General features: G+C 50.1%; 24 protein-coding genes and 1 pseudogene. 9 read left to right on the forward strand and 16 right to left on the reverse strand.

Translation table 11 applies throughout. The features are described 5' to 3' along the window. Nucleotides 1–119: 119 nt before the first annotated feature. Nucleotides 120–947 (reverse strand): phytanoyl-CoA dioxygenase family protein, encoded by an 828-nt coding sequence (locus tag SY83_RS07005; protein WP_068605477.1) that lies wholly within the window; start codon nucleotides 945–947, stop codon nucleotides 120–122. Nucleotides 948–1,083: 136 nt separating this feature from the next. On the opposite strand from SY83_RS07005, the gene SY83_RS07010 reads away from it, so the two are divergent. Then, the gene (locus tag SY83_RS07010; protein ID WP_068605479.1) at nucleotides 1,084–1,875 is read left to right on the forward strand and encodes a helix-turn-helix domain-containing protein; all 792 of its coding nucleotides are present in this window, start codon (nucleotides 1,084–1,086) and stop codon (nucleotides 1,873–1,875) included. 48 nt (nucleotides 1,876–1,923) lie between these two features. On the opposite strand, the gene SY83_RS23630 is transcribed toward SY83_RS07010, so the two are convergent. The 4 genes from SY83_RS23630 to SY83_RS07030 form a co-directional block, all read right to left on the reverse strand. Continuing rightward, nucleotides 1,924–2,286 carry a metal-sensitive transcriptional regulator gene (locus SY83_RS23630; RefSeq protein ID WP_269453473.1) on the reverse strand — a complete coding sequence of 121 codons (363 nt, stop codon included), beginning with the start codon at nucleotides 2,284–2,286 and terminating at the stop codon, nucleotides 1,924–1,926. 72 nt (nucleotides 2,287–2,358) lie between these two features. Next, complete coding sequence (locus SY83_RS07020; RefSeq protein ID WP_068605481.1) at nucleotides 2,359–2,823, reverse strand: hypothetical protein; 465 nt, start codon at nucleotides 2,821–2,823, stop codon at nucleotides 2,359–2,361. 93 nt (nucleotides 2,824–2,916) lie between these two features. Continuing rightward, complete coding sequence (locus SY83_RS07025; RefSeq protein ID WP_082882374.1) at nucleotides 2,917–4,347, reverse strand: MFS transporter; 1,431 nt, start codon at nucleotides 4,345–4,347, stop codon at nucleotides 2,917–2,919. A 59-nt stretch (nucleotides 4,348–4,406) separates the two neighbouring features. Further along, complete coding sequence (locus SY83_RS07030; protein ID WP_068605483.1) at nucleotides 4,407–4,997, reverse strand: TetR/AcrR family transcriptional regulator; 591 nt, start codon at nucleotides 4,995–4,997, stop codon at nucleotides 4,407–4,409. 234 nt (nucleotides 4,998–5,231) lie between these two features. Between SY83_RS07030 and SY83_RS07035 the strand changes: the two genes are divergently transcribed. Then, a complete protein-coding gene (locus tag SY83_RS07035) occupies nucleotides 5,232–6,038 on the forward strand; it encodes a helix-turn-helix transcriptional regulator (protein WP_068605485.1) in 807 nt (268 codons plus the stop codon). A gap of 4 nt (nucleotides 6,039–6,042) precedes the next feature. On the opposite strand, the gene SY83_RS07040 is transcribed toward SY83_RS07035, so the two are convergent. The 3 genes from SY83_RS07040 to SY83_RS07050 form a co-directional block, all read right to left on the reverse strand. Next, nucleotides 6,043–6,393 carry a Rieske (2Fe-2S) protein gene (locus SY83_RS07040; protein WP_068605487.1) on the reverse strand — a complete coding sequence of 117 codons (351 nt, stop codon included), beginning with the start codon at nucleotides 6,391–6,393 and terminating at the stop codon, nucleotides 6,043–6,045. Between the two features lie 15 nt (nucleotides 6,394–6,408). Continuing rightward, the gene (locus SY83_RS07045; protein ID WP_068605489.1) at nucleotides 6,409–7,461 is read right to left on the reverse strand and encodes an amidohydrolase family protein; all 1,053 of its coding nucleotides are present in this window, start codon (nucleotides 7,459–7,461) and stop codon (nucleotides 6,409–6,411) included. 152 nt (nucleotides 7,462–7,613) lie between these two features. Continuing rightward, entirely contained in the window at nucleotides 7,614–8,531 is a 918-nt protein-coding gene (locus SY83_RS07050) for an NAD-dependent epimerase/dehydratase family protein (RefSeq protein ID WP_068605490.1), read from the reverse strand. A 217-nt stretch (nucleotides 8,532–8,748) separates the two neighbouring features. Between SY83_RS07050 and SY83_RS07055 the strand changes: the two genes are divergently transcribed. Genes SY83_RS07055 through SY83_RS07080 form a run of 6 tightly spaced genes read left to right on the forward strand, consistent with a single transcriptional unit; the run spans nucleotide 8,749 to nucleotide 15,162 of the window. Continuing rightward, nucleotides 8,749–10,566 carry a glycosyltransferase family 4 protein gene (locus SY83_RS07055; RefSeq protein ID WP_068605492.1) on the forward strand — a complete coding sequence of 606 codons (1,818 nt, stop codon included), beginning with the start codon at nucleotides 8,749–8,751 and terminating at the stop codon, nucleotides 10,564–10,566. A gap of 55 nt (nucleotides 10,567–10,621) precedes the next feature. Further along, nucleotides 10,622–11,704, forward strand: a complete 1,083-nt coding sequence (gene wecB / locus SY83_RS07060) for a non-hydrolyzing UDP-N-acetylglucosamine 2-epimerase (protein ID WP_068605494.1) — start codon at nucleotides 10,622–10,624, stop codon at nucleotides 11,702–11,704. After that, nucleotides 11,705–12,691, forward strand: coding sequence for a polysaccharide biosynthesis protein (locus SY83_RS07065; protein WP_068605497.1), 987 nt, complete (start codon nucleotides 11,705–11,707; stop codon nucleotides 12,689–12,691). Then, nucleotides 12,688–13,512 carry a dTDP-4-dehydrorhamnose reductase family protein gene (locus SY83_RS07070; RefSeq protein ID WP_068605499.1) on the forward strand — a complete coding sequence of 275 codons (825 nt, stop codon included), beginning with the start codon at nucleotides 12,688–12,690 and terminating at the stop codon, nucleotides 13,510–13,512. The genes SY83_RS07065 and SY83_RS07070 overlap by 4 nt, the downstream gene beginning before the upstream one ends. Beyond that, a complete protein-coding gene (locus SY83_RS07075) occupies nucleotides 13,512–14,417 on the forward strand; it encodes an NAD-dependent epimerase/dehydratase family protein (protein WP_068605500.1) in 906 nt (301 codons plus the stop codon). Before SY83_RS07070 ends, SY83_RS07075 begins: the two co-directional genes overlap by 1 nt. 25 nt (nucleotides 14,418–14,442) lie before the next feature. Further along, nucleotides 14,443–15,162 carry a glycosyltransferase gene (locus SY83_RS07080; RefSeq protein ID WP_068605503.1) on the forward strand — a complete coding sequence of 240 codons (720 nt, stop codon included), beginning with the start codon at nucleotides 14,443–14,445 and terminating at the stop codon, nucleotides 15,160–15,162. A gap of 75 nt (nucleotides 15,163–15,237) precedes the next feature. On the opposite strand, the gene SY83_RS07085 is transcribed toward SY83_RS07080, so the two are convergent. Together SY83_RS07085 and SY83_RS07090 are read right to left on the reverse strand one after the other, a co-directional pair. Then, a complete protein-coding gene (locus tag SY83_RS07085) occupies nucleotides 15,238–16,017 on the reverse strand; it encodes an enoyl-CoA hydratase/isomerase family protein (protein ID WP_068605505.1) in 780 nt (259 codons plus the stop codon). Continuing rightward, on the reverse strand, nucleotides 16,002–16,976 hold the full coding sequence (locus SY83_RS07090; RefSeq protein WP_407944615.1) for an NAD(P)H-dependent flavin oxidoreductase: 975 nt from the start codon (nucleotides 16,974–16,976) through the stop codon (nucleotides 16,002–16,004). Before SY83_RS07090 ends, SY83_RS07085 begins: the two co-directional genes overlap by 16 nt. Nucleotides 16,977–17,201: 225 nt before the next feature. Between SY83_RS07090 and SY83_RS07095 the strand changes: the two genes are divergently transcribed. Beyond that, nucleotides 17,202–17,606 (forward strand): SET domain-containing protein, encoded by a 405-nt coding sequence (locus SY83_RS07095; protein WP_068605506.1) that lies wholly within the window; start codon nucleotides 17,202–17,204, stop codon nucleotides 17,604–17,606. A gap of 39 nt (nucleotides 17,607–17,645) precedes the next feature. Here SY83_RS07095 and SY83_RS07100 read toward each other — a convergent pair whose 3' ends face one another. The 6 genes and pseudogenes from SY83_RS07100 to SY83_RS07120 all read right to left on the reverse strand — a co-directional run bounded on the left by SY83_RS07100 (nucleotide 17,646) and on the right by SY83_RS07120 (nucleotide 21,471). Beyond that, nucleotides 17,646–17,858, reverse strand: a complete 213-nt coding sequence (locus tag SY83_RS07100; RefSeq protein ID WP_068605508.1) for a helix-hairpin-helix domain-containing protein — start codon at nucleotides 17,856–17,858, stop codon at nucleotides 17,646–17,648. Between the two features lie 23 nt (nucleotides 17,859–17,881). After that, nucleotides 17,882–18,364, reverse strand: a complete 483-nt coding sequence (locus SY83_RS07105) for an anthrone oxygenase family protein (RefSeq protein WP_068605510.1) — start codon at nucleotides 18,362–18,364, stop codon at nucleotides 17,882–17,884. Nucleotides 18,365–18,407: 43 nt separating this feature from the next. Then, nucleotides 18,408–19,282, reverse strand: a pseudogene (locus SY83_RS07110) (alpha/beta hydrolase). A 137-nt stretch (nucleotides 19,283–19,419) separates the two neighbouring features. Then, on the reverse strand, nucleotides 19,420–20,061 hold the full coding sequence (locus tag SY83_RS07115) for a class I SAM-dependent methyltransferase (RefSeq protein WP_068605511.1): 642 nt from the start codon (nucleotides 20,059–20,061) through the stop codon (nucleotides 19,420–19,422). 15 nt (nucleotides 20,062–20,076) lie between these two features. Further along, complete coding sequence (locus tag SY83_RS23265) at nucleotides 20,077–20,250, reverse strand: hypothetical protein (protein ID WP_197479988.1); 174 nt, start codon at nucleotides 20,248–20,250, stop codon at nucleotides 20,077–20,079. Between the two features lie 9 nt (nucleotides 20,251–20,259). Next, nucleotides 20,260–21,471, reverse strand: coding sequence for a glycosyltransferase family 4 protein (locus SY83_RS07120; RefSeq protein ID WP_231891436.1), 1,212 nt, complete (start codon nucleotides 21,469–21,471; stop codon nucleotides 20,260–20,262). Nucleotides 21,472–21,484: the final 13 nt, after the last annotated feature.

Raw genomic sequence — 21,484 nt, forward strand, 5'->3', positions numbered from 1 at the left:
GGCAGTATTTCGGTAATTGTAGGAGAATGTTTGGCAATGCGACAATACTTGCGGCAACGGATGAGAAAAGCAGCTCCCTGAGAGATTCTCAAGGAACTGCTTCTAATCAGTACTGCATACTAACATTCAGCACCTGTCATCTCGTTGGTGAATACTCTCTTATACTCCTTCGGAGGAAGCTTTGTCGCGGACTCGCCCGCGTAGTGAAACTGTAACGCCCTGCGTCGCTTCGGCGAAAGATTGTAGGGTGTGCCGTGCTTTAGCAGACCATGGAAAAACATTAGCCCACCGGATTTCAAAGGAACAGCAACATCCTTCTCTACCGCAATCCCCGAATCACACAGTTGCCAATCGCGTATCGCGTAATGCGGCGTTGCTCCTTCGGCATGTGAACCCAGAAGAACATGCATACAACCGTTATCGAGTTCCGCCTCATCGAGTGCGATCCATACCCCTACGACAGGTTTATTGAATGCGAGATTCCCATAGGCCATATCTTGATGCCAAGGCTTCTCGCCTCCGCCCATCGGCGGTTTCAACAAGGCCATCTCCTGAACGAGCTTAGGTTTTTCCCCTAAAATCATTTCAACTTTTTGCAAAATTTCCGGATGATAAGCGATTCGTTTCAGACGTTCATCATTTTCCACAAAGTTCGTCACTTTTCTTACAGCTGACTCGCGTTCCTCATCTGTTTTTAATTCACTTACAGGTTTCACGAATTGCAGCGCAGCGCCCTTCGAATCGACAAAGATCATTTCCATTAAAGCGTTGGTGGCATCCTGGACCTCCGTCATATGGAGCACTTCCTCAATTGCCAAAAAACCGTTGACCGAATATTCCTTCAGATGATCGGAAGTAACCTCTTCCGGACGCGCATACTTGTGAGCAATTCGGTCATATCGATATAACCGGCTCGATATTTCTTCAGGAGTTAATTCAACTGACATATAACACACCGCCCATTTATAAAATTTGTTTGCTGCCTGAATTCAGTTTAAGTGAATTAAGAGCGAAAACAAATGTACTTTCTAGTGATTTAATTTATACTATATGACATAAATTACTCATAGGAGTTGAAGTTTCATGTACAATCCGGCATTCGAATCTATTCAGATCGCATCCATCTACGGTAAAATTGCTTGTGAGCGAACCTGGAGATGGAACCGCGGCAGTATTCCCTTTGAAGACTTTGACCTTTGGTATATATGGAACGGCGAGGGCGAGATCGTCCTGAATGGAAATAAACAGCGACTGGGCAGGCATCAATGCTTCTTGTTCCGTCCCGGCGACAGGGTGGATGCCTGGCATCATCCGGAGCGGCCGTTAACCGTAACCTATATTCATTTCTCTATAGACTCGATTACGGATGAGTTCCCCGGTCTGTTATCTAATCATGAATTCAGGACTCCCTTCTATTTCGAAGCTTACCTGGAACGCTTTGTTCATGTGATGACTATGAAAGAATTGAACCATCATGATGAAGCTCGATTGCTGCTCAGACTTATTCTTCTTGCCTTCGAACGAGAGTGCGTCAGCGCACTGTCTTCATTAACGCGAAGCAACCACCCTCATTATGCCGTCATGACCGAAATTGCCGCGTTAATACGCGAAAATCCTGCGAATGTAAATAGTGTTGCCGAGTTGGCGGAGCGGGCATATCTGTCTCCAAGATACTTCTCGCTCAAGTTCAAAGAAGTAATGGGACAAACCGTAGAGAGGTATATCATCGAGAAAAGAATTGAGAGAGCTGAGCTTCTTCTAAGCACGCATGGTATGTCCGTGGGGGAAGTGGCGGATGCCTTGGGTTATCAAAATATTTATTATTTCAGCAAACAATTCAAAAAGGTAAGAGGCATAAGTCCGTCCAAAATATAACAAACCCGCCAACTCCAAAGGGAGTTGGCGGGTTCTTAGGATTATGCATTATTTAAGCCATTTCTCAAGCATGTTATTCAGCTGCTTCGCGGCCTTATCCGGACTGCCGGTTTCCACGGCTTGGGCAAGGGTTTCCTCGGTCTGACGTTCCAACAGGTTTAAGCCTACTTTGTTCAGAGCGGACTTTACAGCGGAGAGCTGCACCAGTATATCCTCGGAACCGCGTCCTTCTTCAATCATCTTGTGAATGCCCCGCACTTGCCCTTCCACCCGCTTCAGCCGATTTAACAGCTTTACGTCGCCTGTCCGGGTTACGACAGATTCCGCATCCATGAGTGCGGAATCCATTTCCGAGAATTGCTCGCCTTGTTCGATCTTCTTGTTTTTCTTGGACGGTTTATCTTTAGCCATAGACATCCCTCCTAGCTTCTTACGGATACTATAGCGGGTTTTGTCCATAAACGTCAATGTTTTCCAAACCGATCAGGTTGATTTCAAAAAAGACAAAGCCGACGTGTGCAAAGCCTCATCCGCCATCATGACACAAAACAACATTTGCAAACGGGTGTCATGGAGTTGCCCCAGTAACTTCCTGAAGATTTTCCCCGCCTCCACCTCTTGTACGAAAGCCAATTGCAACGCGTGGGAATAGTTGCGAAATAAAGGTTTGGTCAATGTCCTTTCAAATCTTTTGCCTGTAGCCGCGGTGTACATCTGATGTAACAGGTTGAAATGATGAACCTCGTCGTTCCGCAGCCCTGCCAAAACCCGCTGATGAAACTCGGTCGGTGCCAAATCCTCCAAACGATCATAGAATCCGATACTCTCCGTTTTCCGTTGCAATGCTTCTCGCAGCCCCGCGACAAATTGATGATACCCTGCGAACGATTTACCAAATCCGTGCATGAGCGGCAATGCTGAAGCTTCCTTTCTTGCTGTCCCTTCCATCCGCTGTCCCTCCAACGCTCCAAATGGGTGTATATCTACGTTATGCGGTTCAGCGGCGTTTTTGACAACTAATTTCGATTTCATTTTACTTTGTTACCGCGACGGGGCCGTCTCTGTTTTCGAAGGGATCTTGCTGCCAGCCTTCTTGCCGTATGTCCACCGATAGATCATGGCTAAACACATTAACCCCCCGGCCAGAATCAAATAAATGTTACTAAACACCGCCGCGTTACCATATGGATTCAGCACATTCCAAGGTACTTCGGCTCCTTGATCGACTATTTTGCTGTATACACCGGCAGCGATGGCCGCGGCTATGAAGTTCAACATGGACAGAAGTCCCATGCCCACCCCGGTTTGATCCTTTGGCAATGTTCGGGAAACGGTGTTGGAAAGGGCTACCATCATTGAAATCTGACCCAGTTGGCCGAAAATCAGGAATACCGCAATCCACAGAGCGTGAGCACCAGAAAGAACGGAGAGGAGCATGAGGCCGATGAACATGAGACCGGACGCCACGAAGAACAGAAAAGCACTTCCTTTCGTATCCGCGAGTTTGCCCGCTTTGCGTCCCAGTAAAGCCGAGAAAACGGCCGCAGGCACCAGGACTAATCCAACCCATCCCGGCGGAAGCTGATTCACTTGAGCAAGCAGTAAAGGGCTGAGAAACGGAAGCGAAAAACCAATGATGTTGATTCCGAATGCGATGAACAGCCCCCACGTATATTGTTTGTTGCGAAACAGCTTTGGCTGGACAAAAGGAGCCTTGACGGCATGAATCCGCCACAAGAATAACACGAACAAGATCGCGCCAGTTCCGCCGGGAAGCCAGGATTCATTCGTTACAGCTAACAGAAGCGAGGCAACAGCGCCTGCCAGTAACCCGCCGCCCAGCCAATCCATCGACACCTGCTTCACCGTTGTATCCGTAAGATATTTACGATAGAAAGGCAATGTGAATAACGTCAGCAGCGGCAGGCAGAACAGCCACCGCCAATCCAGCACACTGACGATGAACGCGGACAGCATAGGACCCAGGGCGCCTCCCAGCGCTAACCCGGCCGCAGCCGTTCCCAGTGCCCTGCCCCGCTCCCCTTCAGGAAAATATCGCAGGGGAATTAACATCCCGGTGGCCGGAATCACCGACGCGCCCATCGCTTGAAGTACGCGTCCGACCAGCACCATGCTGTAAGCTTGTGACGTGAGACCGAGTAATGATCCGCCGACAAAGATCAGAATCCCGAAGGTAATCAGATTCCGTAACGGGAACCGGTCAGCCAGTTTACCGTAAATCACAGCGCCCATCGCATAAACAAGCATATAAGCCGACGTTACCCAACTCACCTGAGCGAGAGACAACTGAAATTCCATACTGATTTCCGTCAGCACAATATTAAACATGGTCGCGCTCATCACGGATAGAATTAAAGTAAATACAAGCGTCTTCAACAACCGTTCACGATGTTCAAAAGGGGATGAGGCTGCTGCATCGATTAACTCTTCCTTGCCTTGGTTGGTTTCCATTTTTATAGCCTCCTCCAGGTTGTTAGTTAGTACTAACTAACATTCAATCTTCAAAAAAACTAGGGTTGCAACGCCCTAGTGTACATCTCCACACTGATTTCAATAAACGTATCCATGGTCATATTCATCACCGACGACGGGGAGTGGAGATTGGTCATGGCCGCGCCGTAATTCATGTACATAAATGCCAGCGCCTGGCCCTCAACAGGTGTATTTCCCACAAGACCCTTGGCCTGCATCTTAACCAAATAATCTTTCAATAGCTCCAGAAGTTGCTGCGGATGCTTGCTCGACTGCTTCCTAAGTTCCGGCAACTGATGACTTTCCTTGTTCATAATCTGAATCAGTTTGCGATTCCGTTTCATGATTTCCTGATAAGTCCGGCTTACCAAGAGCAGATCCGTCTTTAAATCCCACACCATCTCCTCGGAGAAAATGCGCCGCATCGCTCCCGCATAGTAGAAACGTTCCAGCGCTTCTTCAAGCAGTTTCTGTTTATTGCCAAACTTACGGAACAAGGTCATTTCACTAACCCCTGCCATAGCGGCGATTTCTTTGGTTGTTACGCCGTTGTAGCCCTTCTCCGACATTAAGTCGATAGCGGCAAGCAGCAATTTATCATGTGTTGTGGCAGCGACAGAGGTGTCCATTCCTTAAGCCTTCCTTCCATAATGTTAGTGATCACTAACAACCTAACATGAGTGTAATCCTTAGGGAAAAGATTGTCAATAGTCAAAGAAATAACATTTGGATTATGGAAGGTGTGATGTGTTCTATGCCCTTTTTTGCACGGAGAATACCGGTCCTTTATGATTCAGTTATCCTTTACAGCTATTCTTCCTTAGCATACAATTTACCTATTACATCGACTAGGAGTAAAAGCAATGAGTCCGGTTGACTACGTAAATAGCAATTTTCGAATTACTGCCTACTCACATGCTCTCAGAAGAGAGCAATTCGCCTTCGGCGAAGCTACTTATGATGGTTGGTTCCTGTTGGCGTTAGAGTTAGGTACATTCCGTTACACCATTGGAAATGAAACCGGTATTGCCAGTGTCGGCGATCTTATAATTTGCCCACCTGGTTTACGTTTTTGCCGACAAGCCTTGGGCGTACTCAGCTTTCATATGTTTGAATTCGAATGGACGACAACTGCCGGTCTCCCCGTCCTCGCTAGCGAAATTCACCTCTGTGGCAAAAAAAGCTTGCAACACCTTGACAGGTTTGCAAGCACTCTGGACTTACTTAGCAAGCTTGAGATTCATCCTGGTTCAGACAGCCGTGTGTGGCAGGAATCCATGTTACGCGACCTTGTACTGTTAGTGCTGTTAGAAGATCACTTGTCTCCTTACAAAGAGGACAGTCGGGACCGGCCATTCATCGCTCAAGCGATGAAACTGCTGCAACGGCACGCTTTCGACAACACCGGGCTTGCCGCAGTCGCTTCGCAGCTCGGTCTGTCCTTGTCTCATTTCTCTGTTAAATACAAGCAACTAACTGGCAGTTCTCCTTCACAATACGTGACCGCACTACGCATGCAGAAAGCAAAGATGTTATTAATTGATACACAGGAACCGCTTGAGTGCATTGCCCCTCAATGCGGATATCAGAACGGGTTTTATTTAAGCCGAGTGTTCCAGCAGTTCTATCAGACCAGTCCATCGGAGTATCGCAGGCGCAATCGTGTTTAATCAACTAGATGTCTATAAGAATATCCTCACCTTGCACCACAACAGGATATGTTTTTATTCTCTCTTTCATGTTGCAAACAGCCCTGCCCGAAGGAAGTTCGAACTCCCAATGGTGCCACGGACAGCGGAGTACACGCCGATCGTGTTGATAGTCAAAAATTCCGACTTGCGGAGCGATTAAAGTTCCCTCAATATGGCCTGAACAAATCGGTGCTTTGGCATGGGGGCAAATATTGAGAACCGCGTAATACTGATTGTGATCCAATAAAATTCCGATTTCCTTGCGCTCAACTTGTACGAGAAAGGTTTTGTTTGCGACAATGTCCGATGTTTTGGCGACGGTTACAAGTGTCATAAGAATTCCTCCTCTCTAAGCTTTAAGTCCAAAGAAATTAGCGGCGTTATCGAATAAAATTTTCTGCTTCGCGGTTTCAGACAGCTTTCTTGGCAGAATGTTGGGCTCATCGAAATCCCAATGCGGGTAATCACTGGCATACATGAGAATATTCTCGGCATCGATCATGTCAAATAACTGGATCAGATGCTCTTCCTTCTTCGGCTCTTCGAGAGGCTGGGTCGTCAACCGCACATGATCCGCTATATACTCGCTCGGCAGACGCTTCAGATAAGGCGCCTGTTGGCGAAGTCCTTTGAAATGAGAATCCATCCGCCAGAGCAGATGAGGCAACCAAGCAAATCCGCCTTCTACCAGAAAGAATTGAAGCTGCGGGAATTTCTCAAACGTTCCTTCCAGAATCAGGTTAGTCAGATGAGCCATATAGATTTGCGGCACACAAACATGCCACTCGAGATACGTTCTGGCCATTCCAGCAGCCGTCGGAGATGCCTGTGCCATCATTGCGCCGCCTTGGCCCGGATGAATGCCGATCGGGAGCCCTTTGCGCTGGGCTGCTTCATATATCGGGTGATAGAACCGGTTGCCAAAAGGGATTTTACTTGTGGAAGAGAACCATACAGCTATGACATCGGGATGGTCGCCAAGTCTGTCAATCTCACGGGCAGCCAGGTGAGGATCCTGATGAGCGACCCATAAAGCCATTTTGAAACGTTTGTCTTGGGGCAGCCAATGTTCCATCGTATGATCGTTATATGCGGAGCAAACGGCCTGGGCATAGTCAGGATCCGGAATGCCGGTGATATGATGCCCTGTCCCTGTAAGAAGCGCGTATGTATAGTTATATTTGTCAAGCAACTGCGTCTTCAGAAACGTCGGGTTTGATCCGGGGGCGCTTCCATCCGGAGGTACTGAATCCCAGCGCATACCCCCTTCTTGCTGCAGAATACCTGATGCAAGATGGCGTTCTCCATACTTGGCAACCTCGGTTTTCCAAGGCTCTTGTAGATAAGGCAGCAGGTCTTGACTGGTCCTCCTGCAATGATGCACGTCGCAATCGAATATCATGAGAGAGGCCTCCTCTAAGAATGTTTAATGTCTATAGGCTAAGTATAGATAGGCCTTCCCTCTATGAACATGCAGTTATTTTGCTGAAAGCATATCTTTTTTTTAGATTTGGGAGCGCCCAAAAAGGACAGCCCTCCTCGGCTGTCCTTCTCTTATATCCCCATAAAATACCCATATGTTCGGGCGATCCCTTCCCTCACACCGGTTACGGGCGCCCAGCCCAACTGCTCGCGGGCGCGGGCGTTATCCAGGCAGCTGTGCCGGATATCCCCCGTTCGCGCCGGTTTGTGCACGACCGCTGTGGACGGCCCGTGAAGCTCTCGCACCAGCGCGACGAGCTCATTCACGGACGTCCGCTCCCCTGTGCTCACATGCAGTGTCGCCCCCGTTCCCGCACCTCTGCCGGCGGCCATCAGAGCCTCGACCACATCACCGACGTAGATGAAGTCCCGCGTCTGCTCCCCGTCCCCGTGGACGGTTAACGGCAGCCCTTTCGCCAACTGCTCCATGAACACGGCTGCAACGCCGCCTTCGCCTTTCGCTGTCTGCTTCGGGCCATATACGTTCGCGAAGCGAAGCACCGTGTAATCCAGCCCGAACAAATCGCGGTACACCTTGCAATAGCGCTCCGCTGCCAGCTTGGACAACCCATAGAAGGACACCGGCTCCGCCAGATCCGTCTCTGTGAGCAGATCGCGCTCCAAGTTGCCGTATACGGCCGAAGTCGAAGCGATAACAACCTTGACCGCTCCGCAATCTCGAGCGGCCTCCAGAACCCGCAGCGTACCGACTATATTAATCCCGGCATCATAGGCCGGATCATCTATGGAACGTTTCACATCAGCCTGCGCGGCCAAATGATACACAACATCCGGCCGTATGCCCCCGAAAATCTCCGACAGCCCCGCTTCCGTTATATCTACGGCATGTAATACCGCATTTTGCGGAATATAGGCTTTGCGCCCCGTAGTCAGATTATCTGCCACATGCACTTCCCAACCTTCGGCCAGAAGGGCTTCCGCCAAATGCGATCCGATAAACCCGGCACCGCCTGTTACCACAGCTTTCATTCACCTGACGCCTCCCTACAACGTTTCTGTAGTGTACGCGCCGGGAATCCATTGCGCCTAGGACATAAGCCCGTTTGCGCCAAATAAAGTGGGATACCTGTCTGTGGAATTGTACGAATGTACGAGGGTAATTGTCGTGTCCACCGATGCCCGCTGACAATATATTGTACTACCTAAACAAAAGGAGGTGAAACCATACCTGTTCCTTTGGGTAGGTATGTCCCGTATGTCAGCTGCTCATTCGAAAGTGATGTTGTTTTCCCATATATGTAACGCTGAACATATTACCGGGGCGGAGAAGTTGCTGCTGTTCTTCGCGCAGGAGCTGCGTCCGCATCACGAAGTAGCGTTGGTCGTTCCGACCGAAGGCGTCCTCTCCGCGCAGGCGAGGAGTATGGGCCTCACCGTCATCGTGCATCATTACCCGGTGTTATGGGAGGTGTATGATCCCGGCCCCGGTTTATTTGAAGCGATGGACCGATTGCTCCACGAGCCCGTTTTCTTTTCTTTAATGGAGCTCATTCGAACGTACCAGCCGGATCTCGCTATTGTGAACACTTCGGTAAACCCGCTTCCGGCGGCAGCGGCTAAAGCAGCCGGTATACCGACGGCATGGATGCTGACTGAAGTCATTACACAGAATGCCCACTCCTCCCTTTCGGCACTGTTAATTGACAGATACTCCGATTGGATTATAGGAATTTCGCAAGCCGTCTTCTGGTTGTTTCAAGGCTCCATCTTTCAGGACAAAAAAGTGCTGCTCTACCCTTCCTGGCATGAGGATACGCTGGACCCGGGGCATTGGCCGGCCCACCGGCAAAGCAAGAGAGCGATGCTGGGCATCGGAATGGACCGAACGGTTGTCGGATATATCTCATCCGATATTTACCCGAATAAAGGCTTGGATCATTTCATTCGTATGGCCGTACATCTCGGGACCAAATATGACCGTCTTTCCTTCCTCATAGCAGGGAAACCGACGGATACCGATTACTACCAATCCTGCCTGCGAAGCATTCAGAGTTCGGGACTCGCCTCCCGGTTTCATCATGTTCGTTTCGAGAAAAGTATCCAGCAGCTATATCCCGCTATGGATATTGTCGTCATTCCCAGTCTGATCGGGGAAGGATTCGGGATGACCGCCATGGAAGGGCTGATTTTCGGCAAACCTGTTGTGACCTATCGATCCGGCGGACTTCAGGAAATTGCCCAACTCACCGGCAATGACCGATACGTCGTGCCGACAGGCGATATTCTCGGACTAGCGGGCAAAGTGGAAACCTTGCTGCGTTCCCCTTCCGAAGCTTCAGAGACAGGCGGCCGCAACTTTACAGCGGTGCGGGAAGCTTTCGGAGTCGGAGCTTACCGAATTCGCCTTCACCATTTCTGGCAAAAGGTGGCTTCTCACCTCATTCGGGTGCGTACGGAACATATGCTGTCGCCAAAGCCGTTTCCCGACGGTTTCCTGGTAAAGAGCCGCTCTTATCCAACCGTATTTCTGTTGGAACACGGGCACAAGCGGCCCGTGGATACGGGGGAAACCTTCCGATATTACAAGCTTCATCTTGCCCCGATCACGGAAGGAACGGATGCCGAGCTTTCCCGGTACCCCTTAGGCAGGCAAATCTCCATGTCTGCGCCATTCCGGCTTCACAGCCCTTCCGTCATGTTGATGAAAGGCAGCGGAACGACCGTGTATTTAACCGCGCTGGGGATGAAGAGGCCTTTCCCTTCCGGTGAAGCTCTCCGCGCTTACGGCGATCCCGAACGCATTGTCGATTTGCCGAACGAGTTCTTAGGCGAATACACGGACGGAGAACCGATGCCGGAACCTGCTGCTCACGTTCATCCCGTTTTGCCGCATGACGGGAGTATCCGCGCAAGACGGGGTCGGGTACGGAAGAGCACGCTTGGCAAGCGGAAACGCAGGGGTAAACTGCGCTTGAAGCGGGAAAACCGCCGCAAAAACCGCCGTTCCCTGAGGCGCCGCGGCTTGCGCGCCACGCGCACGTTAAAACGCCGAAAGAGAAATTAATAACGCATACCAACCGCTGTACAATCCAATGGAAGAAAACAGGTGATCCAAACTTATGAATATTGTCACGATCCTCGGCACGAGGCCGGAAATCATTCGACTAAGCCTCATTCTGGGCAAGTTGGACCGAATGGCCGCAAGCCATACCGTCATCCATACCGGACAAAACTTCACATTCACGTTGAGCGATGTCTTCTTCCAGCAACTTCGTCTGCGAACGCCTGATCACATGCTCAGTTCCCAGCAGTTGTCGCTTGGAGGACAGTTGGCCACCATGTTCGGTCAAATTGAAACGCTTCTGCAACAAATCAAGCCGGATAAAGTGCTCCTGCTCGGCGATACAAACAGCGCGCTAAGCGCCATTCTGGCAGAACGGATGGGGATTCCCGTCATCCATATGGAAGCGGGCAACCGCTGCTACGACCTGACGGTGCCGGAAGAGAAGAACCGCAAGGTGATTGATGCCATATCCAGCATTAACATGCCGTATACGCCGCAAAGCAAGCAGAATCTCCTTCGGGAAGGCATTCCCGTGAACCGAATTATGCTCTCGGGCAACCCCATCTACGAGGTGCTAGACCATTATGCGCCTGAAATCGACGCCAGCCCGGTATTGGAACACCTGAACCTGAAGCCAGGCTCCTACTTCCTGGTGACGACACATCGCGCCGAGAACGTGGATGATCCGGTTCATCTCACCGAGATTATGAACGCGCTCAACGGCATTGCCGAGCATTACGGGGAACGGCTGATTTGCAGCATTCACCCCCGCACCCGGACGCGGATCAAGCAGAACCCTCAGCTGGTTATGCATCCGCTGGTGGAGTTCCACGAGCCTTTCGGCTTCTTCGAATTCGTAAAGCTCGAGAAGCACGCCCGCTGCGCCATCACGGATAGCGGGACCGTACAAGAGGAATGCTGTCTGTTTCATGTTCCTACCGTAACGATTCGAAATACGACAGAGCGGCCCGAAACCGTGGATTGCGGGAGCAACGTCGTAACCGGACTGCAAGCTGAGCGTATCGTGGAGGCCGTTAAGCTGATGTCCTCCTTGCCAAGACATTGGGAAATTCCCGAAGGTTACAACGACCCGAATGTTTCCGATAAAGTTGTCAAATTTTTATTAGGAGGGAAATAAATGTATCAGAATAAAACTCTGTTAGTCACCGGAGGAACCGGATCTTGGGGGCATGAGCTTGTGCATCAGTTACTTCCCCTGGGTCCTAAAGAAATCATTATTTTCTCCCGTAACGAATCCAGCCAAGTGGCTATGAAACGCATGTTTGAGGATGACCGCTTAAGCTTCTGCATCGGGGATGTCCGTGATAAAGAGGCTCTGATGAAAGCTTGCCAAGGTGTGGATTACGTGTTCCATCTTGCGGCGCTGAAACATGTGCCTGTCTGCGAGGATCAACCTTATGAGGCGCTCAAAACCAATGTGCTGGGGACACAAAACATCATCGAGGCCGCAATCGAAAATAAAGTCAAAAAAGTCATCAACATCTCTACGGATAAAGCCGCGAATCCTTCCAATTTCTACGGGATGACCAAAGCCATCGGCGAGAAGTTAATTGTATACGCCAACCTGCAGAGATCCCAGACGGAATTCGTTTGTGTACGCGGAGGCAATGTGCTTGGAACGAACGGCAGCGTCATCCACTTGTTTATGAAGCAGATCAAGGAACGCAATCAGATCGGGATTACGGATAAAGCGATGACCCGATTCTTCCTCACCATGCAGGAAGCGATCGGTCTGTTGCTTCGCGCCAGTGAAGTGGGTGTGGGCGGAGAAATTTTCGTCATGACCATGCCGGCTTGCAAAATACTGGATTTGGCGGAAGTGCTTATGGAATCGCTGGATAAAACCGACGTTGAAGTCATTGAGCTGGGCATTCGTCCGGGCGAAAAAATTCATGAGGTGCTCTACTCCGATTATGAAAGCTTAACTACGGTCCATTACGATGAAGAATATCTTGTGATCCTGCCGACGCTGCCGATCCCGGGCCTGAAGGAGAAATACGAGCATTGCCCTCCTGTCGCTCTTACCAACTTCAACTCCGGCGACTCTTTGATGACGAAAGATGAGATCAAAGAGCTGTTAATTAAAGGCAGGTTTTTGGCATGAAATTGCTGATTCTCGGCGGAAACGGGATGGCGGGACATCTGCTCGTGGACTATTTCCGTAAGCACACCGATCATGAGGTGTACTTCACATCGAGAGATCGCCGTCTGCCTGGCGGACTTCTGCTGGATGTTCGCGAACCGGCACAGGTGGAAGCGGTCGTTCGCGCCGTTTCGCCTGATGTCATCATTAACGCGGTAGGCATCCTGAATGAAAGCGCCCGCTTGCATGAAGTGGATGCTTATAAAGTAAACGCTATGTTGCCGCATCAATTGGCAACCGTAGCGGATACACTCGGTGCGCGCGTCATTCATATCAGCACCGATTGCGTATTCTCCGGCGCCAAGGGCGATTATACCGAATCCGACTTTACGGACGGCGATTCCGTCTATGCTAAATCCAAGGCTCTTGGTGAACTCAAGGGTTCGCCGCACATGACTTTGCGAACTTCCATTATTGGCCCGGAAACTCGCGGAAACGGCATCGGACTTCTCGACTGGTTCTTGAAGCAGAGCGGCACTGTCAAGGGATATACAGGCGTGTTATGGAACGGAATCACAACCTTGGAGCTTGCCAAGGCGGTTCGGCACTTTGTGAAGCACCCTATAGACGGACTTGTACAACTAACAGCCCCGGAGAAAGTCAGTAAACATGATTTACTGATTCTGTTCCGAGACATCTGGAACAAGGAAGATGTCCGGATTATCCCGGACGGGGAGATGGTCCTCGATCGGACATTACGCAGTACGCGTACCGATCTGAATTATAACGTTCCCGAATATGAAGTGATGTTGCGTGAATTGTATGAATGGATGAACGGATAATGAGCGCCCGTCTCCTCATTACAGGCGGCGGCGGGTTCACAGGCAGACATGCCTGTGAACACTTTATCCGGCGCGGAGTGCAGGTGGTGCCGGCGGTACGCCGGAAGAGCGGGCTTGCCCATGAGGTCATCTGTGATTTATCCCGCGCGGAGGAAACTTCGGCTTTGCTTGGCGAAGTGCGACCGGACTTCGTGCTTCATCTCGCGGGACGCAACGCCGTTCCGGATTCCTGGGCAGATCCCGCCGGCCATCTGGAAACCAACTTGATGTCCACGGTTTATGTGCTGGAAGCGGTTCGGCGGCACGTCCCCCAAGCCCGGGTTCTTGTGGTCGGCTCCATGCTGGCATCCCCGCTGGGTGGGAAGCCGGAGCCGCCGCATCCGTATGCGTTGAGCAAATCCTTTCAACGCGCGGCATCTTTGGCCTGGGGCCATCTCTACCAACTGAAGCTGTGTGTGGCGCAACCTTCCAATCTGATCGGCCCCGGGAATTCAGCCGGTTTATGCGGGTTGATCGGCCGCCGAATCGCCGCTCTGGAGAAAGGCGGCGATCCCACGCCTTTTAGGCTGTCTTCACGCACTGAAACGCGTGACTTTCTCGATGTTCGTGATGCGGTGAACGCCTATGAAACCATTCTGTTGCACGGCGTCACAGGTCACACGTATGCTGTGGCGTCTGGACTAAGCCGTTCGCTCGGCGATATAGCCGACGGATTCACAGCGCTGGCTAAGGTGCCGTTGCCGTTTGAAGTGAGCTCGCCTGCCGCCGGAGCTGATTCCAACCCGGGTGCCGCCCGTCCCGTCCTTGAAATCGATACAGCTTCACTCCGTCAACTCGGATGGTCACCTCAAATTCCTTTGGCCCAATCCCTAACGGATATTTTAAATTATTACCGCCATCATTGATCCTTTCGGAAAGGAGGCTATGTGAATGCATCTTCCCAAAGTTACGATCGTTATTCCCTTCTACAACTGTCCCTATATAGAACAGGCCATTCAAAGCGCGCTAAACCAGACCTATCCCAACATTGAGATTGTGGTGGTTGACGACGGGTCCACACGGCATGCGGAACGCATTCAGCCTTATGCGCACAAGATCAATTATATCGGTAAGGCCAACGGAGGCACCGCAAGCGCGCTTAATTACGGCATCCGGATCTCATCGGGTGAATATTTCGCGTGGCTGAGCTCAGATGATCTGTTCTATCCGCATAAAATTGCCCGCCAAATGGAATACATGTTGGCCCGGAATGCACAGATCAGTTATACGTCCTTCGACCTCATTAATGAATACAACGCCATTACCGGACGCCATGTGGCCACATCGTTCCGAAACGTCATTGAGTTCTACAGTTCCCTGCACAATTCCAATCCTATCAATGGCTGCACGGTTATTATGAAGAAGCAGACGATCGAAGCCTTAGGGTATTTTGATGAAAATCTTCCGTTTACCCATGATTATGATCTGTGGCTTCGAGCCATCTTGACCGGTTACGATTTCCACTACATTCATGAGCCGCTGACGCTGTATCGCTGGCATTCCAATATGGGTACCATGCGCCACCGTCCTGCTATTGATCTTGAAGTCGCTGCAACCCGATCCCGATATAAGCATTCGTTGGAGCACTATCTGTATCGGTTGACCCATTAACTTTTTTTGCCCAAAAAAAACGAGGTTTTCTCGTAGGTCGAAAGAGACCTGCAAGAGAACCTCGTTTCTGTTCGATTAACAGCCTTTAAAGACAGGAGCTCTCTTCTCCAAGAATGCCGTAACCCCCTCTTTATGATCCTCGGTCCTCCCCATAAGCCGCTGCCCCGCTTCCTCCCAGCCCAATACTGTGTTCAAGTCATGATCCATACTCTTATACATAATCTCTTTCATTTGTCCAAAAGCCTCCGTCGGCATGCTCACGAGATGCTGTGTAAACCGTTGAACTTCCGCATCCATCTGATCCTGAGGTAACAGCTTATTGGCCAGCCCTATGCTTACGGCTTCGGCACCGCCGATCACAGTGCCCAGCGCGGATAATTCCAAAGCTTTGGACAGCCCGACCAGTCTGGGAAGGAAGAAGTGTGCCCCCGCATCCGGAATCAGTCCGATCTTGATAAAGGCGACTGTCAGCTTGGCCTCTGCCGTTACAAGCCGAAAATCGCAGGCCAACGCCAGACTTAAACCCGCGCCGGCGGCAACACCGTGGATGGCCGCGACGATCGGCTTGCGGATGCTCATCATATAACGCAGAAGCTTGTTATACGTCTGGGCTAAATATTCGCCATAATCCGTTTCTCCCTGAACCCGTATACTGGATAAATCCGCTCCCGAGGAGAAGCCTTTACCTGCGCCCGTAAGCACGATACAGCGAACATCCGCATCTTCGTTCGCCGCTGTAAAAGCGGCGTAGAGGTCGCGGTGCATGCCCAGATGGATCGCGTTCAGCGTATTAGGATTATTCATCGCGATTGTAGCAACCCCGCTGTCAACGCTGTAATTTACGGTATCAAACATTGCGCCATTCTCCTTTCGGCTTGTTTGTATTCCTGCCTCAGCTCTTCAACCAGCGCCGCTGTCGACATAACCCGCTTGATGGTGTTGATTCCCTGTCCCGCCGACCAAATATCCCGCCAGGCTTTGGCATCCTGCTTCTCCATCTGCGAGAAATTAACCGATGCCTTCTTCTCAAGCAGCTCTGGATCCAGACCCGCGTTTCGCAAGCTTGGAATTAAATAGTTGGCTTTAACGCCGCTAAAGGCGTCCGTATAAATCAGGTCGTCCGAACTCGACGCAATCAGCATCTCCTGATACGCAACGCTTGCATAGCCTTCACTCGCGGCAATAAACCGCGTTCCCATATAAGCGAAGTCCGCACCGAGAGCCGCGGCGGCAAACACATCCTGACCTGTCGTTATACTGCCCGCCAGGATGACGGTACCGGTCCAGAATTCCCGCACGGCTCCCATAAATGCGAACGGATGAAGCGTTCCCGCATGCCCCCCCGCTCCGTGACAGACAAGTATCAGTCCGTCCACGCCGGTCTGCGCCGCTTTTCTGGCGTGGGTTAAATTACTGACGTCCGAATAGACCAATCCACCGTACTGATGCACAATGTCTACAACGGGTCCCGGGGCGCCAAGGGAGGTGATGACGATCGGAGGTTGATGTTTCTTTATTAGCTCCACGTCGGCTTCATACCGCGTATTCGTTTTGTGAACGATAAGATTGACCGCCCAGGGAGCGACGCGCCGACCGGGTTCCTGAGCCCTGCTCTGCTTCAATTGTTCTGCAATCCGTTTCATCCAGTCCTCAAGAATGTCGGTTGTTCTAGCATTCAACAACGGGAAGGAGCCGATAATTCCTGCTCTGCAGCATTCAATCACCAACTCCGGACTGGAAATAAGAAACATCGGCGCCGCAATAACGGGGAGACTCATCTGTTCTTTCATTTTATGCTGTGTTTCGGTTGTCAATGGAACTCACCCTCTCAACTTAAACTAGTAGTCGTAAAGCGCTTCCATAAATTGAGCTTAAAGTGAATGAATAGTCATTCATTATTAATATATTTTATCATCTCTATGATCAGGTGACAATACTTTGTGAAGTTACATTTGCTGCAAAAAGTAAGAATAATTGCTGTTTGGCCTGAGGTACGATAGAATGAATATCTTAAACTAAAGAGCGCGAAGGTGACCAGAATGATTGAAATTAAAAGATCCAAACTTGGCAACGGGGAATTTAACAGAGGTGTATTTGCGACAAGGAACATTGCCAAAGGTGAGCTTATTCACGAAGCGCCGGTTGTTCCTTACCCGAATGAGGAGCATGAGTTCATCGAGAAGACGATGCTTGCGGACTATGTTTTCGAATATGGCATGAATCATACCGCTATTCTCCTGGGATATGGCAGTTTGTTTAATCATTCGTACAAACCTAACGCCACCTATGAGATTAACTTTGATCAACATACCTTTGATTTCTATGCTTATACCGATATTCAGTCCGGGGATGAAATTCTGATTAACTATAACGGAGATGAAGATTGTAACGACCCTTTGTGGTTCTACGAAGACTATAAACCAACTCCCGATGATTCGGAATAATGAACACAGGCAGCCGCCTCTTGACGGCTGCCTGTTTCTTTAGTCGCGAAAGGATTTACCTTGGGCAACAAGCGCTTGTCCAAGCCGCTCGACCGCCTTGGGTCCTACGCCGTGCAGCTTGAGAAGCTCTTGCTGAGTTATTTGGGTTAGTTGTCCGAGCTTGAAATAACCCGCAGCCCGTAAAGCCCTTGTTGCGGGTTGCCCTATATTCGAGGGTAAATCACTCTCTTGATTACTAGGATCCACGTTCATTTCACCAACAACTCCTTTCAATATTAACGATACCTTAGAGCTATAATGAATGTAACCAACGAAGCAATACTGGCGAGCGTTCGAACATGGTTCCAAGCCGTCCACTCGGTAACATAGCGGCTCCAGAGATCAATGCTTCCCGCACTGTTCGGTAGGACGGCTGCCAGCTTGTCGTTCATCGGTACGTTGAATACCATCGTCACCACAACGACAAGGAGATAAAGCAGGCTGCCTGCAAGTACATAAGCTGCACCGGCTTCCCCTCGTTTAATTAACGAGAAGATCGCCAAGACGACACAAGCCAGAGTCGTTCCAGAGAATACAAGGCCGAACACAGGATTTAATATCGTGCTGTTAATGGATTGCATAGCAGCAATGCCTTGCCCGTGCGGGAGACGCCCTAAGGCCGTCATGATACATACAGAAAAGGCAAAGAACAGGCCGGCCATCAGTCCGGTTCCCACAGCTGAGAACCAGGTCAATCCGAATAGTAACCGATCGATCATCTTAATCCCCCCAAATACATTACAGATACACGTCAACATCTAACTACAGCGAAGCTTGCTCAGGCAATGGCAACCACCGAAGAACATCCTGGATTCGCGCATCCCAATAGCCCCATTCGTGGTTACCCGGACCCTCTTCGTAAGTAAGCGGAAGCCCCAGCTTACGTGCGTGGTTCAAGAAACGTTGATTATCTTCGTACAGGAAATCCTCCGTACCGCAGCACTGATACAATAACGGCACCTTCTCCTTCCCCGCAGCTAGTCCGTCTGCAAGAAAAAACAAATCCAACCCGCTTCCTTCTACTTCTGCGGTATTACCTACAATTCCCCTATATTCCTTCTCATTCATCGTTTTCATCACTGTGATATCCAATGCGCCTGACAGACTTGCCGCGGCGGCGTAGCGGTCCGGATGGGAAAGCGCGAGCTTGAAAGCTCCATAACCGCCCATGGAAAGGCCCGCAACATAATTATGCGTCCGTTCGGCGGACAGTGGAAAGAACGAACGGGCGATGGAGGGCAGTTCCTCCGCGATAAACGTGCTTTTGCCGGAACCGTTGTTGCCTATGATTGCTGTCCATGAATCGGTTTACAGCTGAATTCCACTTGAAGCTTCTCCCGAGTATCAAAGGTCCAATAGGCTCCGCCCTGCGCCATATCCGTATAATAGCTGCGATGAACGGAAGGCATGACAACGGCTAACCCCAGCTGAGAAACATATCTCTCAATTGAAGTTCTGCGCATCCAGATCGTGTGATCATCGGATAAACCATGAAGTAAATACAGCACCGGAAATTGGCCTGTTGGAGCATGTCCTTGCAGTCCGATTTGAGACGATGTTTCTTGGGGCAAAATAACATTCATAGAGCAAGATAGTCCAAGCACTTCAGAGAAAAAATCACATTGTATGAAAGCCATGAACAACACCTCTTCAGTAAGGTTATGATATGCACCAGTATATCTCATAATCTTGCGGCTGTAATGCACTAAATCATCGACAAAAAAACCTCATCGAAACCCGAAGAGGTTATTTCATCCACAATGGAACGTACAATTTATTTCTCACAGACCAACAGAATAATGGGACCTCCGCTTCCCTTGATTACCGTTCCTTCCGGCAATTGTGTGTAATGTTCCAGCACTCGCAGTCCACTCCGCATAACCAACCGTTCCAACTCCGCCGGGCGGTAGTGACGATAATGGTAAGGATTTACGCCGCCGGGATACCAAGGATTATTCTGATGGGGCACCACGTCCTCATTAGGCGCGGATATGAGAAGCTTCCCGCTGGGACGCAGTAACCGCGACAGGATGCGGACGAAAGCGACGTCGTCCTCTATATGTTCCACGGTCTCGAAGCAAGTGATGGTCTGGTATCGGTGAATCCCGACGATTGACTCGAACTCTCCGGCAAAGTCGGCCTGAATGTAATAAATATGTTCTTTGGCAAAGTGTTGTCTCGCCCAATTCAATGCATCTTCCGACCGGTCGACCGAAGCGATAAATTCCGCTTGCGTATGAACACCCATATAATAAGATCCGTATCCGGAACCGCACGCGGCATCCAGAACGCCTCCAGAAGGACCGATAAATCGTGTGGCGAAGCGATATCGTTCGGCGTGATCTTTACTGATTCGCAGAGCCTCCTCGAACGTAGCGGCATACAATCGCTCGCCTTCCGTGAAATCCGCGCTCATGAACCTCCCTCCTTCTTACATGTATTTCATAAATGCTTCGATGATGGCGAAATCCGGCATCGTATAGCCCGACGGCAATCCGGTCATAATCCGGTTCCAGACCACAGAGTCTACTTCCAATTCCGGTTCGGAGACATAGATCGTGAATAATGAATCGTACAGCACAGAAGGTACTTTTACCTCTTCCATGATAGTTCGTTACCCCCTCTTGGCCAAAGCTTGCGAGTATACGTCTAACGTATTCTCAAAGTTACGCTCCAGCAACCAATATGTTCTGCCCCATTCCGCCGCATTACGACCCAGATCCTTGCGGAAACCGTCATTAGCCAATAGCAAGTGAAGATGTTGATATAATAATTCGGCTTCGGAATGCGGAGAAATAAGTCCCGTGACGCCATGCTGCACCATTTCCGGCAGTCCTCCGGCATAAGTCGTTACCACAGGTTTCCCGGCCACTTGAGCTTCTATGACGGAATAGGGTTGATTATCCTGTAAACTAGGTTGTACATATATATCGCACATTCCCATCAGAGCAGGGATATCGTTCCGGCTGCCCAGGAACTTTACGTATTCTGACAATCCCAGTTCCATTGAAAAACTTATGAGATTGTTGCCCATCTCACCTTCGCCCACAATCCAGCATTCCCAATCACTTCTGGCTTTGTGAAGCTTGGACAGTGCTACCAGCAAATATTGAATGCCCTTCAGATGAACAAGTCGTCCTGTATACATAATGACTTTTTTGCCTTTAGGCTTCACAATGTCGGACTTCTCCCGCATTCGCTTGGAAAAATGATTTACATCCAAACCATAGGGGAACACGGTAATCTGTTCCGGAGTTACCCCCTGAGAAGTTAATATATTCTTCATCCACTGGGAGGAAGCAATTGTAACGGTTGAGGATTGTACGCCTTCAAGCTCTAATGTCTGGTAGAAATCCACAAGCTGCTCCTTCTGGACAGGGGTTAACCCATTCGTTTTCGGCAGCAATCGAATTTCGTTCGGCAATGAACCATGAAGGCTGGCCACAAGAGGCGTATGAGACGCCTTGACCCTGGACAGGGCACGGGAAGAAATGGCATCATGCGTATGGATTAAATCATAGTTCGCGATACCGAAATAAGCGGCCGAGAGCTCCATACAATAGCGGTCTGCCTCCGTCTGCATGATCCAAGGGCTCAAAGCGAGACAACTTCGGGATAATTTGGATAGGATTAACGGCATCAAAGTTTCTTTATGAAGACGCTCATTTTTATTGATGATATGAAAGTAATCATTGGAGTTCCCCATAATATCCACTTCGTGACCGCGGCTTTCCAGACTTTCTTTCAGTTGGGACATTAACGGCCAGACTCCCCCGAGATGGGGAAGCTCCCAATAGGTGGCCAGCAGTATTTTCACCGGATGCACCTTCCTCAAGAGA

This window comes from Paenibacillus swuensis (assembly GCF_001644605.1).
In the GTDB taxonomy this organism is placed as follows: domain Bacteria; phylum Bacillota; class Bacilli; order Paenibacillales; family DY6; genus Paenibacillus_N; species Paenibacillus_N swuensis.

Coding starts and splice junctions, on each gene's coding strand:
- SY83_RS07005 (WP_068605477.1), bottom strand. CDS start 947: ATGTCAGTTGAATTAACTCCTGAAGAAATATCGAGCCGGTTATATCGA.
- SY83_RS07010 (WP_068605479.1), top strand. CDS start 1,084: ATGTACAATCCGGCATTCGAATCTATTCAGATCGCATCCATCTACGGT.
- SY83_RS23630 (WP_269453473.1), bottom strand. CDS start 2,286: ATGGCTAAAGATAAACCGTCCAAGAAAAACAAGAAGATCGAACAAGGC.
- SY83_RS07020 (WP_068605481.1), bottom strand. CDS start 2,823: ATGGAAGGGACAGCAAGAAAGGAAGCTTCAGCATTGCCGCTCATGCAC.
- SY83_RS07025 (WP_082882374.1), bottom strand. CDS start 4,347: ATGGAAACCAACCAAGGCAAGGAAGAGTTAATCGATGCAGCAGCCTCA.
- SY83_RS07030 (WP_068605483.1), bottom strand. CDS start 4,997: ATGGACACCTCTGTCGCTGCCACAACACATGATAAATTGCTGCTTGCC.
- SY83_RS07035 (WP_068605485.1), top strand. CDS start 5,232: ATGAGTCCGGTTGACTACGTAAATAGCAATTTTCGAATTACTGCCTAC.
- SY83_RS07040 (WP_068605487.1), bottom strand. CDS start 6,393: ATGACACTTGTAACCGTCGCCAAAACATCGGACATTGTCGCAAACAAA.
- SY83_RS07045 (WP_068605489.1), bottom strand. CDS start 7,461: ATGATATTCGATTGCGACGTGCATCATTGCAGGAGGACCAGTCAAGAC.
- SY83_RS07050 (WP_068605490.1), bottom strand. CDS start 8,531: ATGAAAGCTGTGGTAACAGGCGGTGCCGGGTTTATCGGATCGCATTTG.
- SY83_RS07055 (WP_068605492.1), top strand. CDS start 8,749: ATGTCCCGTATGTCAGCTGCTCATTCGAAAGTGATGTTGTTTTCCCAT.
- wecB (WP_068605494.1), top strand. CDS start 10,622: ATGAATATTGTCACGATCCTCGGCACGAGGCCGGAAATCATTCGACTA.
- SY83_RS07065 (WP_068605497.1), top strand. CDS start 11,705: ATGTATCAGAATAAAACTCTGTTAGTCACCGGAGGAACCGGATCTTGG.
- SY83_RS07070 (WP_068605499.1), top strand. CDS start 12,688: ATGAAATTGCTGATTCTCGGCGGAAACGGGATGGCGGGACATCTGCTC.
- SY83_RS07075 (WP_068605500.1), top strand. CDS start 13,512: ATGAGCGCCCGTCTCCTCATTACAGGCGGCGGCGGGTTCACAGGCAGA.
- SY83_RS07080 (WP_068605503.1), top strand. CDS start 14,443: ATGCATCTTCCCAAAGTTACGATCGTTATTCCCTTCTACAACTGTCCC.
- SY83_RS07085 (WP_068605505.1), bottom strand. CDS start 16,017: ATGTTTGATACCGTAAATTACAGCGTTGACAGCGGGGTTGCTACAATC.
- SY83_RS07095 (WP_068605506.1), top strand. CDS start 17,202: ATGATTGAAATTAAAAGATCCAAACTTGGCAACGGGGAATTTAACAGA.
- SY83_RS07100 (WP_068605508.1), bottom strand. CDS start 17,858: ATGAACGTGGATCCTAGTAATCAAGAGAGTGATTTACCCTCGAATATA.
- SY83_RS07105 (WP_068605510.1), bottom strand. CDS start 18,364: ATGATCGATCGGTTACTATTCGGATTGACCTGGTTCTCAGCTGTGGGA.
- SY83_RS07115 (WP_068605511.1), bottom strand. CDS start 20,061: ATGAGCGCGGATTTCACGGAAGGCGAGCGATTGTATGCCGCTACGTTC.
- SY83_RS23265 (WP_197479988.1), bottom strand. CDS start 20,250: ATGGAAGAGGTAAAAGTACCTTCTGTGCTGTACGATTCATTATTCACG.